Source organism: Pseudonocardia lutea (genome assembly GCF_042658055.1).
Lineage (GTDB): Bacteria > Actinomycetota > Actinomycetes > Mycobacteriales > Pseudonocardiaceae > Pseudonocardia > Pseudonocardia lutea.
Genome location: NZ_JBHSQK010000001.1, coordinates 92,151 through 108,364, shown reverse-complemented (window position 1 = coordinate 108,364; position 16,214 = coordinate 92,151). Strand labels below are relative to the sequence as shown.

The 16,214-nt window shown below is 74.6% G+C and carries 17 protein-coding genes and 1 riboswitch; of the genes, 8 read left to right on the top strand and 9 right to left on the bottom strand.

Annotated features, from left to right (window positions below; all coding sequences use genetic code 11):
- Nucleotides 1–12: 12 nt before the first annotated feature.
- Together ACFQH9_RS00540 and ACFQH9_RS00535 are read right to left on the bottom strand one after the other, a co-directional pair.
- Nucleotides 13–1,662: an acetolactate synthase large subunit gene (locus ACFQH9_RS00540; protein ID WP_379562947.1), complete on the bottom strand. Its 1,650-nt coding sequence runs from the start codon at nucleotides 1,660–1,662 to the stop codon at nucleotides 13–15.
- Between the two features lie 20 nt (nucleotides 1,663–1,682).
- Nucleotides 1,683–2,195: an OsmC family protein gene (locus tag ACFQH9_RS00535; protein WP_379562945.1), complete on the bottom strand. Its 513-nt coding sequence runs from the start codon at nucleotides 2,193–2,195 to the stop codon at nucleotides 1,683–1,685.
- A gap of 52 nt (nucleotides 2,196–2,247) precedes the next feature.
- On the opposite strand from ACFQH9_RS00535, the gene ACFQH9_RS00530 reads away from it, so the two are divergent.
- From ACFQH9_RS00530 to ACFQH9_RS00510, 5 genes are all read left to right on the top strand, one after another.
- Nucleotides 2,248–2,853 (top strand): CDP-alcohol phosphatidyltransferase family protein, encoded by a 606-nt coding sequence (locus tag ACFQH9_RS00530; protein ID WP_379562943.1) that lies wholly within the window; start codon nucleotides 2,248–2,250, stop codon nucleotides 2,851–2,853.
- Between the two features lie 10 nt (nucleotides 2,854–2,863).
- Nucleotides 2,864–3,271 (top strand): glycine cleavage system protein GcvH, encoded by a 408-nt coding sequence (gene gcvH, locus ACFQH9_RS00525; RefSeq protein ID WP_379562941.1) that lies wholly within the window; start codon nucleotides 2,864–2,866, stop codon nucleotides 3,269–3,271.
- 139 nt (nucleotides 3,272–3,410) lie between these two features.
- Complete coding sequence (gene garA / locus ACFQH9_RS00520) at nucleotides 3,411–3,860, top strand: glycogen accumulation regulator GarA (protein WP_379562939.1); 450 nt, start codon at nucleotides 3,411–3,413, stop codon at nucleotides 3,858–3,860.
- A gap of 121 nt (nucleotides 3,861–3,981) precedes the next feature.
- Complete coding sequence (locus ACFQH9_RS00515; RefSeq protein WP_379562937.1) at nucleotides 3,982–4,458, top strand: bifunctional nuclease family protein; 477 nt, start codon at nucleotides 3,982–3,984, stop codon at nucleotides 4,456–4,458.
- 238 nt (nucleotides 4,459–4,696) lie between these two features.
- Nucleotides 4,697–5,278: a MerR family transcriptional regulator gene (locus ACFQH9_RS00510; RefSeq protein ID WP_379562935.1), complete on the top strand. Its 582-nt coding sequence runs from the start codon at nucleotides 4,697–4,699 to the stop codon at nucleotides 5,276–5,278.
- 76 nt (nucleotides 5,279–5,354) lie between these two features.
- On the opposite strand, the gene ACFQH9_RS00505 is transcribed toward ACFQH9_RS00510, so the two are convergent.
- Both ACFQH9_RS00505 and ACFQH9_RS00500 read right to left on the bottom strand, forming a co-directional pair.
- Nucleotides 5,355–5,546, bottom strand: coding sequence for a hypothetical protein (locus tag ACFQH9_RS00505; RefSeq protein ID WP_379562933.1), 192 nt, complete (start codon nucleotides 5,544–5,546; stop codon nucleotides 5,355–5,357).
- 196 nt (nucleotides 5,547–5,742) lie between these two features.
- Nucleotides 5,743–6,045 (bottom strand): YiaA/YiaB family inner membrane protein, encoded by a 303-nt coding sequence (locus tag ACFQH9_RS00500; RefSeq protein ID WP_379562931.1) that lies wholly within the window; start codon nucleotides 6,043–6,045, stop codon nucleotides 5,743–5,745.
- Between the two features lie 79 nt (nucleotides 6,046–6,124).
- Nucleotides 6,125–6,222: riboswitch (glycine riboswitch) on the top strand.
- Between the two features lie 163 nt (nucleotides 6,223–6,385).
- Between ACFQH9_RS00500 and gcvP the strand changes: the two genes are divergently transcribed.
- Nucleotides 6,386–9,265, top strand: coding sequence for an aminomethyl-transferring glycine dehydrogenase (gene gcvP / locus ACFQH9_RS00495; protein WP_379562929.1), 2,880 nt, complete (start codon nucleotides 6,386–6,388; stop codon nucleotides 9,263–9,265).
- Between the two features lie 43 nt (nucleotides 9,266–9,308).
- On the opposite strand, the gene ACFQH9_RS00490 is transcribed toward gcvP, so the two are convergent.
- The 4 genes from ACFQH9_RS00490 to ACFQH9_RS00475 form a co-directional block, all read right to left on the bottom strand.
- The gene (locus ACFQH9_RS00490; RefSeq protein ID WP_379562987.1) at nucleotides 9,309–10,133 is read right to left on the bottom strand and encodes a 3-methyladenine DNA glycosylase; all 825 of its coding nucleotides are present in this window, start codon (nucleotides 10,131–10,133) and stop codon (nucleotides 9,309–9,311) included.
- Between the two features lie 141 nt (nucleotides 10,134–10,274).
- Nucleotides 10,275–10,679, bottom strand: coding sequence for a PPOX class F420-dependent oxidoreductase (locus tag ACFQH9_RS00485; protein WP_379562927.1), 405 nt, complete (start codon nucleotides 10,677–10,679; stop codon nucleotides 10,275–10,277).
- A 34-nt stretch (nucleotides 10,680–10,713) separates the two neighbouring features.
- Nucleotides 10,714–11,760: a hemolysin family protein gene (locus tag ACFQH9_RS00480; protein WP_379562925.1), complete on the bottom strand. Its 1,047-nt coding sequence runs from the start codon at nucleotides 11,758–11,760 to the stop codon at nucleotides 10,714–10,716.
- On the bottom strand, nucleotides 11,753–13,081 hold the full coding sequence (locus ACFQH9_RS00475) for a hemolysin family protein (RefSeq protein WP_379562923.1): 1,329 nt from the start codon (nucleotides 13,079–13,081) through the stop codon (nucleotides 11,753–11,755). Before ACFQH9_RS00475 ends, ACFQH9_RS00480 begins: the two co-directional genes overlap by 8 nt.
- Before the next feature lie 660 nt (nucleotides 13,082–13,741).
- On the opposite strand from ACFQH9_RS00475, the gene coaA reads away from it, so the two are divergent.
- The gene (gene coaA, locus ACFQH9_RS00470) at nucleotides 13,742–14,764 is read left to right on the top strand and encodes a type I pantothenate kinase (RefSeq protein ID WP_379562921.1); all 1,023 of its coding nucleotides are present in this window, start codon (nucleotides 13,742–13,744) and stop codon (nucleotides 14,762–14,764) included.
- Nucleotides 14,765–14,824: 60 nt separating this feature from the next.
- Complete coding sequence (locus ACFQH9_RS00465) at nucleotides 14,825–15,301, top strand: MarR family winged helix-turn-helix transcriptional regulator (RefSeq protein WP_379562919.1); 477 nt, start codon at nucleotides 14,825–14,827, stop codon at nucleotides 15,299–15,301.
- Between the two features lie 3 nt (nucleotides 15,302–15,304).
- On the opposite strand, the gene ACFQH9_RS00460 is transcribed toward ACFQH9_RS00465, so the two are convergent.
- Nucleotides 15,305–16,102, bottom strand: coding sequence for a DUF427 domain-containing protein (locus ACFQH9_RS00460; protein WP_379562917.1), 798 nt, complete (start codon nucleotides 16,100–16,102; stop codon nucleotides 15,305–15,307).
- Nucleotides 16,103–16,214: the final 112 nt, after the last annotated feature.

The window sequence follows — 16,214 nt, the reverse complement described above, 5'->3', positions numbered from 1 at the left end:
CGGCGGTCGCGATCACGGGACCAGCGGCGGGACCTGCGCGGCGACCAGGTGCGGACCGGGTTCGGCGGCGGCCCGACGCAGCGCGCCGGCCAGCTCCTCGGCCGTCTCCGCCCGGACGGCGGGGACACCCATCCCGGTGGCGAGGGCGACGAAGTCCAGCCGCGGCGCGCCCAGGTCGAGCAGCGACCGGGCGGGGGAGTCCGCGGGGAGGGACGCGCCGACGCCGAGCAGCTCGCCGCGCAGGATCGCGTAGGCGCCGTTGTCGTAGAGCACCGTGGTGATGTCCAGGTTCTCCCGCGCGTGCGTCCACAGCGCGGAGATCGTGTACATCGCGCTGCCGTCGGCCTGCAGGCACCACACGGGCCGGTCCGGGCACGCCACCGCGGCCCCGGTGGCCGCCGGGAGGCCGAACCCGATGGCGCCGCCGGTCAGCGTGAGCCAGTCGTGCCGCGGCGACCCGGCCGTGGCCTGCGGCAGGCTCGCGCCGGAGGTGACCGACTCGTCGACCACGATCGCGCCCTCGGGCAGCAGGGCGCCGACGACCTCGGCGGCGGACTGCACGGTCAGCGGGCCGGTCGGCAGCGCCGGCGGGATAGCCGCGGCGCGCGGCACGTCCGTGACCTCCGCGGCCACCAGGTCGGCCAGCGCCTCCAGGGCGATCGCGCCGGCCGCACCGATCTCGGCGACCCGGTGCACGGCGGCGCCCTCGGGCACCAGGTCGCCGCGCTTGCCCGGATAGCCGAAGAAGGTCACCGGCGAGGCCGCGCCGGCGAGCACCAGGTGCGCGGTCCCGGCCAGCTGCTCACGCGCGACGTCGCCGGGGTAGGCGAGCCGGGTGATCGGCGGGACGCCGGCGCCGCGCTCCAGCCGGGTGGGGAAGCACTCGGCGAGCACCCGGGCGCTCGTCGCCGCCGCGATGCGGTGCGCCGCGACCAGGCCACGCTCCCGCAGCCCGGTGCCGCCGACGAGCAGGATGCAGGGCTCGCCGGACCGGAGCGCCTTGGCCGCGGACTCCAGGGCGTCGGCGTCGAGCGCCCCGCGGCCCGGTTCGACCGGCGGCGCGAGGACGCCGGGCTCGAGCCCGGCGGCCGAGGTCCAGGCGACGTCGGCCGGGACGAGCAGGGTGGAGACGGCGGGGGGTGGGCCGAGCGCCGCCGCGACGGCGTCCGCCGTGTCCCGGCCCAGGTCGGCGGTGGCGACGCTGCGGTGCACCCGGGCGGACACGGTGCCGGCCAGGGCGTCGACGTCCGACTCGAGCGGGGCGTCGAGCGGCTTGTGGTCCAGCGCGTGGTCGCCGACGACGTTGACCACCGGGGTGCCGGCCCGCCGCGCGTTGTGCAGGTTGGCGGTGCCGTTGGCGAGGCCGGGCCCGAGGTGCAGCAGCGTGGCCGCCGGCTTGTCCGCCATCCGGGCGTACCCGTCCGCGGCGCCGGTCGCGACCCCCTCGAACAGCGTCAGCACGGCGCGCATCCGCGGCTCGGCGTCGAGCGCCGCCACCAGGTGCATCTCGGACGTGCCGGGGTTGGCGAAGCAGACGTCGACGCCGGCGTCGACCAGGGTGCGCAGCAGCACCTGCGCGCCCGTACGGTCGCCGGTGTCCCCGCCGGTGTCCCCGCCGGTGGTCTCCGCGGCCGGCTCGGTTCCTGTCTCGGGTCCTGCCATGCCGCGACGTTACCCGGCGGTCAGGAGCGGTTCGTGGTGACGGCCACGTCGGTGTGCGGGTTGCCCTTGATGGTCTGCAGCACCACGCAGTAGCGCTCGGTGAGCCTGATCAGGCTCGCGACCTGCTCCTCGTCCGCGGTGGTGTCGAGCGCGAAGGACAACCGGACGTCCCGGAACCCGACCGGCGCCTCCTTGTCGACGCCGAGCGTGCCGCGGAAGTCCAGGTCGCCCTCGGCGCGCACGGTGCCCGAGACCTCCAGGCCCATCGACGTCGCCACGGCCCGCAGGGTCACCCCGGCGCAGGCCACCAGGGCCTCGAGGAGCATGTCCCCGGAGCAGAGCTGGGTGCCGTCGCCGCCGGTGGCCGGGTGCAGCCCGGCCTCGGCCAGCGCCGTCGCGGTCCGGACCCGGCAGGCCACGCCGGTGCCGTCGAGCTCGCCGTCGGCGTGCAGCGTGACCACGGCCGAGGCCGGGTCCTCCTTGTACTGCTTCTTCAGCGGGGTCTGCACGTCGCGCAGCCGGGTGGCGTCCATGGGGCCATCGTCGCCCGCGGGCGGGCGGATCTCCACCGGTACCCTCCCCGTCGTGACAGGGGTGATCGGGCCGGAGCGCGTGCTCACCGTCCCCAACCTGCTGAGCGTGCTGCGGCTCGCCGGCGTCCCGCTGTTCCTCTGGCTGCTGCTCGGGCCGCACGCCGACGGCTGGGCGATCCTCGTCCTCGCCGTCGGGGGGGTCACCGACTGGGCGGACGGCAAGCTGGCCCGGCTGCTGGACCAGTACTCGCGGCTCGGCGAGCTCCTCGACCCCGCCGTCGACCGGCTCTACATCCTCTCGGCGCTGATCGCGCTGGGGGTGCGCGAGGTCGTGCCGTGGTGGGTCGTGGTGGTGCTCGTGGGCCGCGACCTCGTGCTCGGGGTCTGCGTGTCCGTGCTGCGCCGCAACGGCTACGGCCCGTTCCCGGTGGTGTACCTGGGCAAGGCGGCCACCTTCCTGCTGCTCTACGCGTTCCCGCTCCTGCTGCTGGGCACCCGGACCGGGTTCTGGGGCGAGCTCGCCCGGCCGTTCGGGTACGCCTTCGCGGCCTGGGGCGTGGCCCTCTACCTGTGGTCCGGGCTGCTCTACCTCACGCAGTTCGTGCTGGCGATGCGCGCGGGCCCGGTCCGCTCTGACCGATCACGACCCGAGGGCTAGGCTGCGCAGCGTGACTGCCGAACGGACCGCCACACCGGACGACCTGCGGTACACCGAGGCCCACGAATGGGTCCGGGTCCTCGACGGCGACCGGGTGCGGGTCGGGGTCACCGACCACGCCCAGGAGCAGCTCGGCGACGTCGTGTTCGTGCAGCTCCCGGCGGTGGGCGACACCTTCGCGCAGGGCGACGCGCTCGGCGAGGTGGAGTCGACCAAGTCCGTCTCGGACATCTACGCCCCGCTCGCGGGCGAGGTCGTGGCCGTGAACACGGCCCTGGAGGACAACCCGGAGCTGATCAACTCCGCCGCCTACGGCGAGGGCTGGATCGTCGAGCTGGAGCTCGGCGGGTCCGGTGCCGACGAGGTCGCGGGCCTGCTCGACGCGGCCGCCTACCGGCAGCTCGTCGAGGGCGCCTGAGAGCCGTCCCCCGGCCCCCGCGCACGCCCCCGGCACGATAGGTTCGGGCGGCCGTGCCGAGGCGGCCCGCACGACAGCAATCCCCCGCGGCGCCCGAGCGGCGCGGCCGGGACCGCACCACGCAGGAGGAGACCCCGAGGTGAGCACGAACGACGGGCCCGGCGTCCCGCCGGAGCGTTCCCCGGAGACCACGTCGGTCTTCCGGGCGGACTTCCTGGCCGACGTCGAGCCGCCGGCCCAGGAGCAGCCGGTCTCGGGGGTCGACGCGTTGCCTCCGGGCTCGGCGCTGCTCGTCGTCCGCCGCGGCCCGAACGCGGGATCGCGCTTCCTGCTGGACCGGCCGACCACGAGCGCGGGCCGGCACCCGGACAGCGACATCTTCCTCGACGACGTCACCGTCTCCCGGCGGCACGCGGAGTTCCGCCGGGACTCCGGCGAGTTCGTCGTGGTCGACGTCGGCAGCCTCAACGGGACCTACGTCAACCGGGAGCCGGTCGACACGGCCGTCCTCGCCAACGGCGACGAGGTCCAGATCGGCAAGTTCCGGCTCGTCTTCCTCACGGGGTCCGAGGCCGGGGCGGAGGGCTGATCGGGCGCGGTGGCGTTGCGGGGCGGAAAAGTCACGCCCGACGCCCGTCCGGAGGCGCGCGAAGCACCGGTCGCGCGTGTAGCGTCGAGGATGTCGGACCCCAGGGTGAGGAGGCGGGCGCATGAGCGAGATGCGCGTCGTGGGAGTCAGGGTCGAACTGCCCGCCAACCAGCCCATCCTCCTGTTGCGGGAGACGCAGGGCGACCGCTACCTGCCGATCTGGATCGGCTCGGTGGAGGCCACCGCGATCGCGCTGGAGCAGCAGGGGGTCAAGCCCGCCCGTCCGCTGACCCACGACCTGTTGAAGGACGTGATCGGCGCGCTCGGGCGGCGGCTGGAGCAGGTGCGGATCACCGATCTTCAGGAGGGCACGTTCTACGCCGAGCTGATCTTCGACGGCGGGATCACCGTGTCCGCGCGGCCGAGTGACTCGGTGGCGCTCGCGCTCCGCGTCGGGGTGCCGATCCACGCCGACGAGAGCGTGCTCTCGGAGGCCGGGCTGGTCATCCCGGACGAGCAGGAGGACGAGGTCGAGAAGTTCCGCGAGTTCCTCGACTCCGTCTCGCCCGAGGACTTCCGGGGAGCCCAGCCGGGCTGATCCCGGGTCGTGCGAAGGCCGATCGGGGGCCCTCGTGATCGTCGCTCCCGGTCGTCGGAAGGGCCCTGGTGGGGCGTCCACCCCCCTCGGGGATACGGCCGATCGCCGACACGCCCGGGTGAGCAGGGTGTGCGGCGGCGTGGCGCGTTGACCGTCGGCGTCCGCGCGCTTACCGTCGGCTCCGTCAACAGGTGAGTGGGCGTCGGGACAGGAGGTCCCGACCGGCGGAGGGAGTGCCGTGGACGGGTCGTCGTCGTCCGACGGGCCCGAGCAGGGCGAGCTCTTCCCGGACCCGCTGGTCGGAGAGGGCCTCGACGGCCTGCCGGACCAGCTCGTCGGGTTCCGTGGCCCCACCGCCTGCCAGGTCGTCGGCATCACGTACCGACAGCTGGACTACTGGGCCCGAACCGGGCTCGTCGTGCCGTCGATCCGCGGGGCCGCGGGCTCCGGGTCGCAGCGCCTCTACTCGTTCAAGGACGTCCTGGTCCTGAAGGTCGTCAAGCGCCTGCTCGACGCCGGGGTCTCCCTGCAGAACATCCGGGTCGCGGTCGAGCACCTGCGCCGGCGGGGGATCCGGGACCTGGCCCAGATCACCCTCTTCTCGGACGGCACCACCGTCTACGAGTGCACCTCGCCCGAGGAGGTCGTCGACCTGCTGCAGGGCGGCCAGGGCGTGTTCGGCATCGCCGTCTCCGGCGCGATGCGCGAGATCAGCGGCTCGATCAAGGACTTCCCGATGGAGCGCGCCGACGGCGGATCCGTCGACGAGGCCCCCGAGGACGAGCTCTCCCGCCGCCGCGCCCGCCGCGCCATCAGCTGACGCACCCGCGCGCGGCCCGCTCCTGACCCTCGCCGGTCGCCGCACCGCCGTCGAGATGAACGCGAGGGCTGTTCGATCATGTTGTGCGAGCCCTGATGTTCATCTCGAGACTCGGCGGGTCCGAGGTCCGCACGTACACGTCGGGCAGCACGCGGCGGAACCGCGGCCCGCGCAGGGCTCCCCGGGTGAGCAGACCGGCCCGTATCGCCCACGACCCGCGGAACGCCGTCGGCCAGCCCGGCACCTCCGGGCGCGTCCGCCTCGTCATCTTGCTGATCATGGCTTGTGGCTGTTCCGGCCGGGGCCGGTTCGACTCAACTCGCGGTCGAGATGAACGTCAGGGTCGTTCCGCGGGCCCTGAACGACCCTGACGGTCATCTGGACGTGCGGAGTGATCGGGCGGCCCGGCGTCAGGGCGCGAGGCGTCGTGCAGTCCGCCCAGGGGCGTGCGGGACGGGTCCCGGTCAGGCGGCGGGGCGGAAGGGGTCGTGCTCCGCGAGGAGCTTCTCCAGCCGCGCCTGGTCCACCCGGTTGACCACGGTGAGGCGCTCCTGCTTGTCCCGCACCGTCTTGGCGAGGGTGAAGGCCGAGGTCGTCACGTAGAGGACGGACACGGCCAGGAAGGCCCGCACCCAGGGATCGGCGGGCAGGTAGATCACGCCCACGGTCACGGCGGCGAGCGAGACCGCGAAGGACGCCACCGCCTGCAGGTGGAAGGCCGCGGTGGTGGAGGGGACGGGGCCGGGGCTGCGGTCCGAGCTGCTCATACGGCGAGTCTGGCGGTGATCCCGGCCCGCTTCCTCGGTGGAACTACGGGGTCCGGCGCTACCCTTGGCGGGTAGTCGCCGATCCTGCGCGGGAGAGACCCGGCCGAACTCGGGCCGGGCGCCGAAGGAGCAACTCCTCCCCGGAACCTCTCAGGCACCCGAGACCGCGCGGGTGAGACGCCTCTGGAAAGCGACGCCGGCCTGCCGGCGTCCGCCGACGGGGAAAGCCCGGCCCTGGCCGGGTGAATCTCTCAGGCACCCGGGGTACCCGGGTGGGGACAGAGGGGGAGGGCAGCACGACCCGCATGCCGTCCTGCCCGCCGCCCGAAAGGTCGTCCCCGTGACCGACGCGCCCGTTCCGTCCCCCGGTACCCCCTCCCTGGCCGAGCTCGAGGCGGGGGTGCCCTTCGCCGACCGGCACATCGGGCCCCGGCCGGCCGAGCTGGAGCGCATGCTCGCCGCGATCGGCGTCGGCTCGCTGGAGGAGCTGGCCGACCGCGCGCTGCCGCCGAGCATCCGCGACACCGGCGCGGTGCCGACCACGATCCCGGCGCCGGCGTCGGAGACCGCGATGCTGGCCGAGCTGCGCGGACTCGCCGCCCGCAACACCGTGACCGTCCCGATGATCGGTCTGGGCTACGCGGGCACGGTCACCCCGCCGGTGATCCGCCGGCACGTCCTGGAGAACCCGGCCTGGTACACGGCGTACACGCCCTACCAGCCGGAGATCAGCCAGGGCCGGCTGGAGGCGCTGCTGGCCTTCCAGACCATGGTCGCCGACCTGACCGGGCTTCCCGTGGCCGGCGCCTCGCTGCTGGACGAGGCGACGGCGGCCGCCGAGGCCATGACCCTGCTGCGGCGGGCGGGCAAGGCGAAGAGCCCGCGCTTCGTGGTCGACGCCGACACCCTCCCGCAGACGGTCGACGTGCTGCGGACCCGCGCCGAGCCGCTCGGCATCGAGCTCGTCGTCGCCGACCTGGGCCGGGGCCTGCCCGAGGGCGAGCTGTTCGGCCTGTTGCTCTCGTACCCGGGCGCGTCCGGCCGGATCGCCGACCCCCGGGCGTTGATCGAGGAGGCCCACGCGCGCGGCGGCCTGGTCGCGGTGGCCGCGGACCTGCTCGGGCTGACCCTGCTCACCCCGCCCGGCGAGCTCGGGGCGGACGCCGCCGTCGGCACCACCCAGCGCTTCGGCGTGCCGCTCGGCTTCGGCGGCCCGCACGCCGGCTTCCTCTCGGTGCGCCAGCAGTTCGCCCGGCAGCTGCCGGGCCGGCTGGTCGGCGTGTCCCGGGACGCGGACGGCAACCCCGCCCTGCGCCTGGCCCTGCAGACCCGCGAGCAGCACATCCGGCGGGAGAAGGCGACGTCGAACATCTGCACCGCGCAGGTGCTGCTCGCCGTCGTCGCCGCCTGCTACGCGATCTACCACGGGCCGGAGGGGCTGACCCGGATCGCCCGGCGCACCCACCGGATGGCCGCGGTGCTGGCCGCGGGGCTGCGCGCGGGCGGCGTCGAGGTCGCGCACGAGAACTTCTTCGACACCGTGGTGGCACGGGTGCCGGGCCGGGCGGAGGCGATCGCCGACGCGGCGCACGCGGTGGGGATCTCCGTGCGCCGCATCTCCGCCGACGAGCTGGGCCTGGCCTGCTCCGAGCTGACCACGACCGCGCACCTCCGGGCGTTGTGGGAGGCGTTCGGCGTCGAGGCCGACGTGTCGGAGCTCGACGGCGCCACCTCCGACGCCCTGCCCGCCGACCTGCGGCGGGAGTCGGAGTTCCTGACCCACCCGACCTTCCACGAGCACCGCTCCGAGACCGCGCTCATGCGGTGGCTGCGCCGGCTCGCCGACGCCGACCTCGCGCTCGACCGCACGATGATCCCGTTGGGCTCCTGCACCATGAAGCTCAACGCGACCGCCGAGATGGAGCCGATCACCTGGCCGGAGTTCGCGGAGCTGCACCCCTTCGCCCCCGCGGAGGACAGCGAGGGGACCCGGGAGATGATCGCGCAGCTCGAGCGGTGGCTCGCCGAGCTGACCGGCTACGCCGCGGTCTCGGTGCAGCCCAACGCCGGCAGCCAGGGCGAGCTGGCCGGGCTGCTGGCCATCGCGGCCTACCACCGCTCGCGCGGCGAGGCCGGCCGCACGGTCTGCCTGATCCCGTCGAGCGCGCACGGCACCAACGCGGCGTCGGCGGTCATGGCGGGGATGCGCGTCGTCGTGGTGGCGACCGACGCGGCCGGCGACGTCGACCTGGACGACCTGCGCGCCAAGATCGCGGAGCACGGCGCGGCCCTCGCCGCGCTGATGATCACCTACCCGTCGACGCACGGCGTGTACGAGGCGGAGGTCCGTGAGGTCTGCGCCGCGGTGCACGAGGCGGGCGGCCAGGTCTACGTCGACGGGGCCAACCTGAACGCGCTGCTCGGGCTCGCGCGGCCCGGCGCGTTCGGCGGCGACGTCAGCCACCTGAACCTGCACAAGACCTTCTGCATCCCGCACGGCGGCGGCGGCCCGGGCGTCGGGCCGGTGGCCGTGGCCGAGCACCTCGCGCCGTTCCTGCCCGGCCGCGGGGAGGTCGGACCGGTGTCGGCCGCGCCGTACGGCAGCCCCGGCGTGCTGCCGATCTCCTGGGCGTACATCCGGATGATGGGCCTCGAGGGACTGCGGCGGGCCACCCTCACCGCGGTCGCCGCGGCCAACTACGTGGCCGCCCGGCTCGGCGAGCACTACCCGGTGCTCTACGCCGGCCGGGACGGGGCGGTCGCCCACGAGTGCATCCTCGACCTGCGGGGGATCACCAAGGAGTCCGGCGTGACGGTCGACGACGTCGCCAAGCGCCTCGCCGACTACGGCCTGCACGCCCCGACCATGTCCTTCCCGGTCGCCGGCACGCTCATGGTCGAGCCGACCGAGAGCGAGGACCTCGCGGAGATCGACCGGTTCGTCGACGCGATGATCGGGATCCGGGACGAGATCCGCCGGGTGCAGGCGGGGGAGTGGCCGGTCGACGACAACCCGCTGCGCGGCGCCCCGCACACCGCCGCCTGCCTGGTGGACAAGTGGGACCATCCGTACCCGCGCGACCTCGCGGCCTACCCGACGGGTGCCGTGCCCGGGGTGCACGACCGCAAGGTCTGGCCGCCGGTCCGGCGCATCGACCAGGCGCACGGCGACCGCAACCTGGTCTGCTCCTGCCCGCCGATCGAGGCCTACACCTCCTGACCCGCCGCACCACCACCGAGCGACCGGCGCTCTCGCTCGACACTCAGGTAGGAGCGAGAGTGCCGTTCACCGGGTCCAGGAGGGTGGTGCAGAGGTCGACGAGGCGGGCGCGGAGCGGCGCGGCGCGCTCGGCGACGGCCTGCTGGGCGCGGGCGTACTCGGCGCGGCCCTCGGGTGTCTCGATCCGGACGGGGGCGTAACCGCGGTCGGCCAGGTCGTAGGGACTGGCCCGCATGTCCAGCTCGCGGACCTCGGTGGCCAGCGCGAAGCAGTCGCCCAGCAGCTCGGCCGGGGTGGCCGGGAGCAGCTTGTACGCCCACTTGTAGAGGTCCATGGTCGCGTGCAGGCAGCCCGGCTGCTCCAGGGCGACCTGGTCCTCGCGGGCCGGCTGGAGCCGGTTGAGCGGGCGGGCGGCCGCGGTGAAGAAGCGGAACGCGTCGTGGTGCGTGCAGGTCACCGGCAGCGATTCGACGACGGCGTCCGTGCCGGCCGCGCCGAGGCGCAGCGGCACCGCGCCGTGCCGTGGCCGGTCGGTGCGGTAGACCATCGCCCACTCGTGCAGCCCGAAGCAGCCGTAGCGGGCGGGCCGAGCGGCCGTCGCCGAGGCGAGGCCGTGCACGAAGCCCGCGGTCCGGTGCAGGCGTTCGGGCAGCAGGGCGGGGTCCAGGACCACCCCCGCGCCGTCGGGCCGGTAGCCGGGCCGGCCCGTGAACTCGCGGGCGTCGCCGAGCAGGCGCACGCCCGGGCCGGGGTGCCACTGCTCGAGCTGGGCGGGCCGCAGCGAGTAGTAGGTGAAGAGGAAGTCCTGCACGGGGTGGGCCTCCCCGCGGCGGCGGCGCTCGCGGTGCGGGAGGGTCCAGCGCTCCATCCGGGTGCGGTGGGCGGCGGCGCGGGCGCGCCATTCCTCCTCGCGCAGCTCCTCGGTCACCACGTGCCGCAACGGTACCCGGGAGGATCTCCGCAGTCGCCGGGGGCCGTGCGGGTCGCCCGCCCCGGCAGGGGCGGTGGCTCACGCGACGTCGCGGCTGCCCGGGCCGCCGTCCTCCACCCCGAACACCACGATCCGCGTCGGGTGGATGCGGATCACCCCCGGCTTGACGCCCGGGAAGGCGGTCACCGGGTGGACGTCCGGCAGGGCCTCGGCGCGGCCCCGGATCTCCAGCGACCGTGGCCGGCGGCTGCCGGGCCGGCCCTCGTCGTCGACCAGCAGGGCGACGCGGCCGTCCCGCTGCACGTTGCGCCACTTCTGCGTGGAGGGGTTGTCGAGGCCGGGCACGTCGACCGTGCCGGCCTCGGCGTCGACCAGGAAGCCGACCGCCTTCACCTGCGGCGACCCCGACCTCGACAGGGTCGCGAGACGGCCGGTCCGGGCGGTGGTCAGGAACTCCAGCTCGGCGTCGGTGAAGATGCTCATGCCGCCGAGCCTGCGACCTGAAGCCGGGTCGAGGTCAAGCCTCGCTGGTGTGCGTGGCGTCCCGGACCGTGCCGACGTAGTGCTCGATCAGGTCCTCCATGGCCACCATGCCGACCGTGGCGCCCACGCGGTCCACGGCCCGGGCCAGGTGGGCGCGGGTGGTGCGCAGGGCGGCGACCGCCTCGTCGAGCCGGGCGTCGGCGGGCACCTCGGGCAGGCCGCGCACCCGGGTGAGCGGGATGACGGCGTCGGGATCGTCGATCACGTCGAGCACGTCCTTGACGTGCAGGTACCCGGTGAAGCGGCCGTCCGGGGCGCGCAGCGGGAAGCGCGAGAAGCCGGTCTGCTCCACCGCCCGCTGCACGTCGCCGACCCGTGGCCGGACCGGCAGCGAGACGAGCTCCGCGGCGGGCACCAGCACGTCCCCGACGGTGGCCTCGGCGTTGCGCAGCGTGCGGGAGATCCGGGTGGACTCCTCGTCGTCGAGCAGGCCCTCGCGGCGGGAGTCGGCGATCATCTCCGACAGCTCGCCGGAGGTGAACGCGGTCTCCAGCTCGTCCTTCGGCTCGATCCGCAGCGCCCGCAGGGTGAGGTTGGCCAGGTGGTTGAACAGGTCGATGAAGGGCCGCATCACCGTGGTGAACAGGAGGAACGGCGGCACGAGCAGGATCGCCGCGCGCTCCGGGCCCGCGATCGAGATGTTCTTGGGCACCATCTCGCCGAGCAGGATGTGCGCCACCGACACCAGCGCGAGCGAGAGCGCGAAGGCGATCGGGTGCAGCGCGGCCTCCGGCAGGCCGGCCCACTCCAGCGGGGCCTCGATGAAGTGCGCCACCGCGGGCTCGCCGAGCCGGCCGAGCAGCAGCGAGGCGATCGTGATGCCGAGCTGGGACGCCGCGAGCATGCGGGCGAGGTCCGCGCTCGCCTTCAGGACCGTACCGGCGCCGGAGACCCCGCTGTCGGCCATCGCCTCCAGCCGGTCCTTGCGCGCGCTGATCAGCGCGAACTCCGCCATCACGAAGAACGCGTTGGCGCCGAGCAGCAGGATCGCCGCGAGGACGGCGAGCAGGTCGCTAGCCACGGGCCACCGCCTCGGGCGCCGGCCGCGCGAGCCGCAGCTCGGCCACGCGGTTGCGGTCGCGGCGCATCACGGTGACCCGCCAGCCGTCGACGGAGACGTCGTCGCCGACGTCCGGGATCCGGCCCAGCTTCTCCAGCACCATCCCCGCCAGGGTCTCGTAGTCGCCCTCGGGCATGTGGAAGCCGGTGGCCTCGACGACCTCGTCGGCGCGCATCAGCCCGGACACGAGCCAGCTGTCGCGGCCGAGCGGACGCACCCGGGCCTGCTCGGCGCGGTCGTGCTCGTCCCGGACGTCGCCGACGATCTCCTCGATCAGGTCCTCGAGGGTGACCAGCCCCGCCGTGCCGCCGTACTCGTCGACGACGACGGCGGTCTGCAGCCCGGACTCGCGCAGCCGGGAGAGCAGCTCGTCGCCGTCGAGGGAGGCGGGGACGATCTCGGCGGCCTGGACGAGGTCGCGCACCGGGGTGCTCGCCCGCGCGCGCGGCTCGACCCCGAAGGCCTGCTTGACGTGCACGAGCCCGAGCACGGCGTCCGGGTCGCCGTCGTGCACCGGGAAGCGGGAGTGCCCGCTGCGCCGGGCGAGGGCGACGAGGTCGGCGACCGAGTCCGCGGCGTCGAGCGCGTCGACCCGCACGCGCGGGGTCATCAGGTCCTCGGCGACCCGGTCGGTGAACCGCAGCGACCGGTCGAGCAGCGCCGCGGTGCCCTCGTCGATCGTGCCGTGCTCGGCGCTGGACCGGACCAGGGAGCTGAGCTCGTGCGGCGACCGGGCCGACCGCAGCTCCTCGGCGGGTTCGACGCCCAGCCGGCGGACGATGGCGTTGGCCGAGCTGTTGAGCAGGTCGATCAGCCAGCGGAAGGCGTGCGCGAACCCGCTCTGCAGCCAGACGACCGCGCGGGCGGTCTCCAGCGGCCGGGCGATCGCGATGTTCTTGGGCACCAGCTCGCCGAACACCATCGACAGCGTGGTCGCGATGACCAGCGAGGCGATCGTGGCCGCACCGGCCGCGATCCCCTCGGACACGCCGACGGCCTGCAGGCCCGGCCGGATGAGCTCGGCGATCGCGGGTTCGGCGATGTAGCCGGTGGCCAGGGTGGTCACGGTGATGCCGAGCTGGCTGCCGGAGAGCTGGAAGGACAGGGAGCGGTGCGCGCGCTGCACGGCCCGGGCCCGGCGGTCGCCGACGGCCGCGACGTGCGAGTCGACCTGGCTGCGCTCCAGCGCGGTCAGGGAGAACTCCGACGCGACCGACACCGCGGTGCCCAGCGTGAGGGCGACGACGGCCAGCAGGCCGAGGAGGGAGAGGAGGACGGTCACCGGCACCACCGGTGCGGGTGGCGGGCGGGGAGCGGGCGACGTCCCCCGGATCGGTGCAGCCGGGCCGGGCCCGGCTCGCTACTGCCTGACGGTCCTGCGGACGCGGACGGCAACGGGTCTCCTGTCGGGCTCGGGTGCACGCGCCACGGACGGCGGTACCGGCGGCGCTCGCCCGAGTCTAGGGCGACCGGTGCCGTCCCGCCCCCGGCAGTGGCCGCGTGCACGACGCGTTTCCTCCGGACGGACCCGAGCGGGCCCGGCCCTCGAGGGTCACGGGCACGAGGTCCGCCGGCAGGGCGGGCCGTGCGGCGGCCACCGAGGTGCCGAGGAACCCGGCGACGTCGGCGGCGGAGGCGGGCGCGAAGAGGTGGTGCGGATCGCGCCACGGGCGGCGGCGTCCACCGCCGCCTGCCGGGCCCGCTGCCAGCCGAGCCGCGCGGCGGCGTCGGCGTCCGAGACGGGCCAGCAGGCCGCGGCGGCGGTCCAGCGCGGGGGTCGTCCCGGACATAGCGCGCATCCTGCCGGGTATCCCGTCGGGACGTCGGATCGATCACGCCGGCCGGCGGAGTGGTTCGCCCCACGTCGCCGGGTCGGCCGGCCGATCCACGTCTAGGTTGGACCTCCATCGCACCCGAAGAACCCGACAGGACCGAGGTCCCGATGCCCGCGACGGTGCAGGCCACAGAGCAGACCGACCGCCGTGCCCCACGGCACGTGCTCCCGCCCGGCGTCCCGGGCGCCTCCCTCGGCCATCGCGACGGGGGCTCCTCGCCGTTCGTCGACTTCGACCGCGCCTCCTGGGCCCGGCTGGGGGAGACGAGCCCCCTCCCGCTCACCGCGACCGAGCTGGAGCGGGTGCGCTCGCTCGGCGACGCGGTGGACCTCGACGAGGTGCGCGAGGTCTACCTGCCGCTGTCCCGGCTGCTGAACCTGCACGTGCAGGAGGGCGCGCGGCTCTACCGCGCCTACCGGACCTTCCTGGGCGGCACCGCGGCGCGCACGCCCTTCGTGATCGGGATCGCGGGCTCGGTGTCGGCGGGCAAGTCCACGACCGCGCGCCTGCTGCGGCTGCTGCTCGCCCGCTGGCCCCAGCACCCGCGGGTGGAGCTGGTCACCACGGACGGCTTCCTCCACCCCAATGCCGAGCTGGAGCGCCGGGGGCTCATGCAGCGCAAGGGCTTCCCGGAGTCCTACGACCGGCGGGCCCTGCTGCGCTTCGTCACCGAGGTCAAGGCGGGCCGCGCCGAGGTCACGGCGCCGGTCTACTCGCACCTGGTCTACGACATCGTGCCCGACGAGCGGCTGGTGGTCCGCCGCCCGGACATCCTGCTCATCGAGGGGCTCAACGTCCTGCAGCCGGCCTCGGGCAGCACGGCCCTGACCGTGAGCGACTTCATCGACTTCTCGGTCTACGTCGACGCCGCGACCGCGGACCTGCGCCGCTGGTACGTCGACCGCTTCCTCAAGCTGCGCGAGACCGCGTTCCGGGACCCCGCGTCGTACTTCCGCCGCTACGCCGAGCTCGACCACGACGCCGCCGTGGCCCACGCGGAGAACATCTGGGCCACGATCAACGGGCCGAACCTGGAGGAGAACATCCTGCCGACCCGCGGCCGGGCCAGCCTCGTGCTGACCAAGGGCCCGCGGCACGACGTCACCCGGATCCGCCTGCGGAAGGTGTGAGACGCACCTGGTCCCGGCACCTCTGCACTGTCCGAACTGTCCGGCTGGCAGGATGGGCCGATGACCGCGGAGCACGTCCCGCCGCCCGATCGATCGCCCGATCGCTCCGCCGAGGATCCGGAACTCACCGAGGAGGCCACCCGGCTGCGGCTGGCCGTGGGCCGGCTGCACCGGCGGATCCGGATCGACGGCGGGGACTCGCTGCCCCCGCTGCAGCTCTCCGCGCTGGTGACGATCGCGATGCACGGCCCGCTGCGGCTCTCCGACCTGGCGAAACGCGAGGCCGTCACGGCGCCGACCATGTCGCGGGTGCTCGGCGCGCTCGACGACCAGGGCCTGGTCGTGCGCACGCCGGACCCGCAGGACGCCCGCGGCGTGCTGATCACGCTGTCCGACGCGGGCCGGGTCCGGCTCGACGAGATCCGCACCCACCGCACCGCGCTCGTCGCCCGGCGGTTGCAGCGCCTCGACGCCGGGCAGCGGGCCGTGATCCGGGCCGCGCTGCCGGCCATCGAGGCCCTGCTCGAGGACGAGTAGGGATCAGGCCGGCTCGCCGTCGACCCGCACCTCGACGCCCTCGCCCCAGAAGCTGAGCAGGCCCGCGACCCTGCTCGACTCCGGCAGCGGCGTGTCGTACTCCCACGCCGCGTCGGCGATCTCGGTCCCGTCCGGCAGCACCGCCGTCCAGTAGCGCGCCTCGCCCTTGTACGGGCAGCGGCTGCGGGTGTCCGACGGGCGCAGCTCGACCCGGACCGACTCCTTCGGCAGGTACCAGCGGTTGGGCAGGCCGGTCTCGGACAGCACGGACGGCGCGTCGGACTCGGCGAGCACGGTGTCGCCGTGCCGGACCTGCACCCGGCGACGCGTCGGCCGCACGTCGACGCGGGTGTACGGGTCGGTGAGGTGCGCGAAGACCTGCTCCTCCTCGTCGTACCAGGCGTCGAGGGCGTCCCAGTAGAAGGCGGCGTAGCCCTTCAGCCACGGCGCCCCGGGCTTCGGCTCGGGATAGGACCACACGGCGTTCTCCGCGGTCCGGTCGCCCACGACCAGCGAGTGGTAGCTCGCGTCGCCCTTGAACGGGCAGTGCGTCGAGTGGTCGGTGGGGACGAGCACGTCCTCGTCGACGTCGTCGAAGGGCACGTAGAGCACCGGGAGCAGCGCGGTCTCGTGGACCAGCATCCCGCGGGTGGTGTCGACGACCGTGCGGCCGGCGAACTCGGCCCGGATGCGGCGTGGGAAGGGCTGGGCGAACAGTTTGTGGGCCGGGCCGTCGATCGCGTAGTTGACGGTGGTGGGTGCGTCGGGGGACAGGGGTCCCTCGCGTCGGGTGAGTCCCATGTCACGGCCAACCCGACTTCCGGGTGCGGCATTCCGCTGTGCGCGGGAAGTGGCGCTCCGACACCGCTGTCCGTGCCCGGGCGCTACCGCGCTGACCAGCGCAGATCGACTC